This window comes from Streptomyces sp. NPDC041200, from assembly GCF_055591805.1.
In genome coordinates this window covers 1-5666 of the sequence record NZ_JBVIZF010000099.1, presented here as the reverse complement: position 1 = coordinate 5666, position 5666 = coordinate 1, and the positions used below count along the sequence as shown (strand labels likewise).

Below are 5666 nucleotides of genomic sequence, written 5' to 3'. Positions count from 1 at the left end.
CCCCGGCACCACGCAACACCTCCATGAGCGACCAATCCACATACGGCGCCAACGCCCGCTCACACTCCGCCACCCGCCCCGCAAACACCGGCGACACATCCAACAACCCCGCACCCATCCCCACCCACTGCGAACCCTGCCCCGGAAACACCAACACCGGACCCACATCACTCACCGACGCCGGAACACCCCCACACACCACACCCGGATGAGACTCCCCAGCCGCCAACGCCTCCACCGCCGCCACCAACTCCGCACGACCCTCACCCACCACCACCGCACGATGCTCGAACACCGACCGCGACGTCACCAACGACCAGCCGACCTCAGCAACCCCCACCTCCACATCGGCCACCCGCACCGCCAACGCACCCGCCTGGCCCCGCAACGCCTCCGCACTCCGCGCCGACACCACCCACGGCACCACACCACCGCGCTCGGGCGCCGGCTCCGCCTCGGACGGCGCGTCCGGGGCCTGCTCCACGATCACATGCGCATTGGTGCCGCTGATTCCGAAAGAGGACACCCCCGCCCGCCGTGGACGGTCGCCGCGCGGCCACTCCACGGGCTGGGTCAGCAGCCGTACGCCGCCTCCGTCCCACTCCACATGCGGGGTCGGCTCGTCGAGGTGCAGGGTCACGGGCAGCATCTCGTGCCGTAACGCCATCACCATCTTGATCACACCGGCCACGCCCGCCGCGCCCTGCGTATGGCCGATGTTGGACTTCAACGAGCCCAGCCACAGGGGGCGGTCCTCCGGCCGGTCGCGCCCATAGGTGGCGATGAGCGCGTCCGCCTCGATGGGGTCGCCCAGTGTGGTGCCGGTGCCATGGGCCTCGACGGCGTCGACCTCGGACGGGGCCAGCCGGGCGCTGGTCAGCGCCTGGCGGATGACGCGCTGTTGCGACGGTCCGTTCGGCGCCGTGAAGCCGTTGCTGGCGCCGTCCTGGTTGATCGCCGAGCCCCGGATCACGGCCATCACCCGGTGACCGTTGCGCCGCGCGTCCGACAGGCGTTCCAGCAGCACCAGGCCGACGCCTTCGCCCCACCCCGTACCGTCGGCGGTGGCGGCGAACGCCTTGCACCGGCCGTCCGGGGACAGGCCACGTTGCCGGGAGAATCCGGTGAACACCTCGGGGGTGGCCATCACCGTGACCCCACCGGCCAGGGCGAGCGTGCATTCGCCCTGCCGCAGTGCCTGACTCGCCAGGTGGATGGCCACCAGCGAGGACGAGCACGCCGTCTCCACCGTGACGGCCGGGCCCTCGAGGCCGAAGGTGTAGGACACCCGTCCCGACAGCAGGCTCGGCGCGTTGCCCGCGTATCCCTCGGAGCCCTGCTCCGGGAGGTCACCGCCCGAGGCCGCGCCGCCGGTGGTGGCCGTACCGGCGTAGACCCCCGTGGGGGAGCCCTTCAGCGAAAGGGGGTCGATCCCGGCCCGCTCGAACGCTTCCCATGCCGTTTCGAGGAGGAGCCGCTGCTGGGGGCTGGTGGCCAGGGCCTCGCGCGGGCTGATGCCGAAGAACTGGGGGTCGAACTGGTCGGCGTCGGCAAGGAATCCGCCCCGGCGGACATAGGTGGTGCCGGGGTGGTCCGGGTCCGGGTGGTAGAGGCCTTCCAGGTCCCAGCCACGGTCGGTGGGGAAGTCGCCGATGGCGTCGACTCCTTCGGACACTAGGCGCCACAGTGCCTCGGGCGTGTCCACCCCGCCCGGGAAGCGGCAGGCGACGCTCACCACGGCCACCGGCTCCTGGGAGCGCTCTTCCACCTCACGGAGGCGCAGCCGCGTATCGTGGAGATCCGCGGACACCCGCTTCAGGTACTCGACCAGCTTCTCTTCGTTCACGTTCACATTCACCATGAGGTTTCACCCGGCCCTAAGTGGTCGTCGCGCCCGGCACATTCAGGACACACCCAGTTCGTTGTCGATGAAGTCGAGCACTTGGGCCGCGGACGCGGACTCCAGCCGCTCCGCGGCAGTCGAATCCCGCCCCGCCTGGTTCCGCGTCGCCTTCCATGTGGCCAGCAGACTCTCCAGCCGGGTCGTGATCGTCCCGGACTCACTGTCCGCCACGTCGAGACCGGCCAACGTGGCCTCCAGCTTGGCCAGTTCGCTGAGGGCCGGGTCGACACCGGACCCGGCCCGCGAGCCGTCCGCCTCGGGAACGAGGCGTTCCAGCAGATAGTCGGCCAGGATGGCCGCCTCGGGGTAGTCGAAGACGAGGGCGGCGGGCAGCCGCAGTCCGGTGGCGGCGGCGAGCCGGTTGCGCAGTTCCACGGCGGTCAGAGAATCGAAGCCCAGGTCCTTGAAACTGGTGTCCGCCTGGACCGCTTCCGCATCCGTGTGGCCCAGCACGGTGGTCGCGTGGCCACGGACCAGATCGAGCAGCACCCGATGCCGCTCATCGGCGGACATGACCGCCAGGCGGCCCGCCCAGTCGACCGGCTGCGCACCGGCGGCAGCCGCCGTACGCCGTCCCGTCGTACGCCCTTCCGCCGTACGCCCGGCAGCGGCACCCGCCGCGGCCAGGGCGCGCAGCGCGGCGGGCAGGGTGCCCGGGGGCTGAGCGGCGAGGACGCGCGTGTTCACATCGGCCGCGACCAGGTGGTGGCCGCCGTGCTGGAACGCGGCGTCGAGCAGTGCCAGGGCGTGGTCGCCGGTCATCGCGGCGATACCGGAGCGGGCCATGCGTGCCAGGTCCGCTTCGGTGAGGTTTCCGGTCATCTCACTGGACGCGGCCCACAGCCCCCAGGCCACGGCGACACCCGGCAGCCCTTCGGCCCCGCGGAGGGCTGCCAGGGCATCGCAGAAGGCGTTGGCAGCGGCGTAGTTGGCCTGGCCGGGGCTGCCCATCACTCCGGCCGCGGAGGAGAACATCACGAACATGCCGAGCCGCAAATCCGCCGTCGCCGCGTGCAGATGGGCCGCCGCCCGGGCCTTGGCCGCCCACACTCGGGCCAGTCGCTCAGGTGTCTGCGAGGTGAGCACCGCGTCGTCCAGGACACCGGCCGCGTGAATCACCCCGGTCAGTGGGTGCTCCGGGTCCACCCCCGCCACTAGGGCTGCCACCGCCGCGGCCTCGGTGACATCGGCCGCCTCGATCCGCACCACCGCGCCCAGTTCGCCCAGCCGGGCCGCCAGCTCCTTCGCGCCCGGGGCGTCAGGGCCGCTGCGGCTGACCAGCAGCAGATGCCTGATCTGCCACGTGCGCACCAGATGCTCGGCGACCAGGGCGCCGAGAGTACCGGTACCGCCGGTGATCAGTACGGTGCCGTCCGGGTCGACCGGGGCCGGGATGTCCAGTACGAGCTTGCCGGTGTGCCTGGCCTGACTGAGGTAGCGCAGTGCCTCCCGTGCCCGGTCCAACGGCCAGGCCCGCAGCGGCGGCGGTTCCAGGACACCGGCGGTGAAGAGCGCGCCCAGCTCGGCCAGCATCCGGGCGATACGGTCCGGTCCGGCGTCCCCGATCAGGTCGTACACCTGGTAGCGCACACCCGGGTGGTCAGCCGCGATCCGCTCCGGATCACGGATGTCGGTCTTGCCCATCTCCAGAAGTCGGCCGCCCTCGTGCAGGAGCCGTAGCGAAGCGTCGACGAACGGTCCGGCGAGGCTGTTCAGTACGACGGCCACGCCACGGCCGCCGGTGGCCTCCCGTACGACGTGCTCGAAGTCCAGATCGCGCGAGGAAGCCCGATGCGCGGCGTCGATGCCCATGGCTTCCAGCACCTGGTGTTTCCCGGGGCCGGCCGTGGCGTAGACCTCGGCGCCCAGGTGGCGGGCGATCTGCACCGCCGCCATGCCCACACCACCGGTGGCCGCGTGGATGAGCACCGACTCGCCCGCGCGGAGGCCGCCCAGCTCCACCAGCCCGTACCACGCGGTGAGGAACACCACCGGCACCGCGGCCGCCTGCTGGAAGCTCCATCCGGTGGGGATCGGCGCCACCATACGCGCGTCCGTCACCGCCAGCGGGCCGAACGCGCGGTCGAAGATGCCCATGACCGGGTCGCCCACCGCCACCTGGGTCACCCCGGGGCCGACCGCGACCACCACACCGGCGCCCTCGCCGCCCAGCCCGGTCTGGCCCGGGACCATGCCCAGACTGATCAGTGCGTCGCGGAAGTTGATGCCCGCCGCGTGCACCGCGACCCGCACCTGGCCCGCACCCAGCGGCTCCAGCACCTCGGGGCAGGGCACCGGTTTCACGTTGTCCAACGTCGCCGCGCCCGTCAGTTCCAGCCGCCACGCGGGCTGCCCGGCGAGCCCCGCCACTCCCCCGCTGCTCGCCCCACCGGCGCTCATCAGCCGGGGCACCAGGATCCGCCCGGCGCGCAGCGCCACCTGGGGCTCGTCCATCTCCACGGCCCGCAGTACGCCCTCCACCACACTGTGGCCGGGTACCGCGCCGACCGGGTCACCGGCGGGGTCGAGGTCGAGCAGCAGGAAGCGGCCCGGGTTCTCCGCCTGTGCGCTGCGCACCAGCCCGCACACCGCGGCACCGGCCGCGTTCCCGCCAACGTTGCCCTGTCCCTCGTCCTCGGAAGCGCCGACCGGGACCGCGCCCCGGGTGACGACCACCAACCGGGCATCGGCCAACCGTGGCTCGGCCAACCAGCCCTGCAGCAGCGCCAACGCCTCTTGTGTCAGGGCCAGCCCGGCATCCGCCACGTCGCCGTCCGGGGAGGCCGCCGACAGACAGGCGATGCCCACCGAGGGAACGGGCGCTCCGCCATCGAGCGCGGCGATCAGCGACTCCAGACGCGGATGGCAGACCGCGTCCTCCCCATTCGGGTCCGCCGCCCCCGCCTGGCCGAGCACCACCCAGTCATCGGCGTCCACCTGGGCGTCGTGGTCTTCCGGTGGCGTCGCCAGCGGTGTCCAGTCCAGGGTGAACAGCCCCTCCACATCGGGCCCCACGGCGGCCCGCAGCTGTTCCGGGTCGGCCGACCGCATCACCAGCGCATCGACCGTCAGCACCGGAACGCCCACCGCATCGGCCACGACGACCCGCAGGCCCCGCTCCCCCTCCGCGCCATCCTCCGCCTCCGCCTGCCGCGACCGGGGAGAGAGACGGACCCGGACGGTCGTCGCGCCACTCGCCCACAACGACACGCCCCGCCAGGCGAACGGCAGCCACACCCGGGCGCCGTCCCGTTCCGGCTCGCGCTCGGGATCCCGCTCGGACGGGTCGAGCAACAGGGCTGGGTGCAGGGCGGCATCCAGCAGCGCGGGGTGAATGTCGAAGCCGTCGCGGTCACCGGCGGCCTCGGGCAGCGCCACTTCGGCGAGGACGTCCGTACCGTCCCGCCACACGGCCTGTACGCCCCGGAAGGACGGCCCGTACGCGTATCCGGCCGCCGCCGCGCGCTCATAGAAGCCGGTCACGTCCACCGGCTCCGCCTCCGCCGGAGGCCACGCCCCGGACAGCTCCTCCGCCCCGCCATCGGCGGACGGCGGGCTCAGCACACCTTCCGCGTGGCACACCCATCCGGGATCGGCGCCCGGTTCGGCATCACGGTCGGGGCGGGAGTAGACGCGCACATCGCGCCGCCGGTCCTCGGTGGCCGGGCCCGCCACCACCTGTACGCGCAAGCCACCCAACGTGGGGAGCACCAGCGGCACCTGGAGCGCCAGCTCCTCCACCCCGCCGCACCCCGCCTCATCG

The 5666-nt window shown here is 72.7% G+C and carries 2 protein-coding genes; both read right to left on the bottom strand.

Features of this window, described 5'->3' with window-relative positions; all coding sequences use genetic code 11:
- A partial coding sequence (locus ACZ6CL_RS42640; RefSeq protein ID WP_468946899.1) for a type I polyketide synthase occupies positions 1-1861 on the bottom strand: 1861 nt, incomplete at its 3' end.
- A gap of 42 nt (positions 1862-1903) precedes the next feature.
- On the bottom strand, positions 1904-5666 hold a 3763-nt coding region (locus ACZ6CL_RS42635; protein WP_468946896.1), incomplete at its 5' end, for an SDR family NAD(P)-dependent oxidoreductase.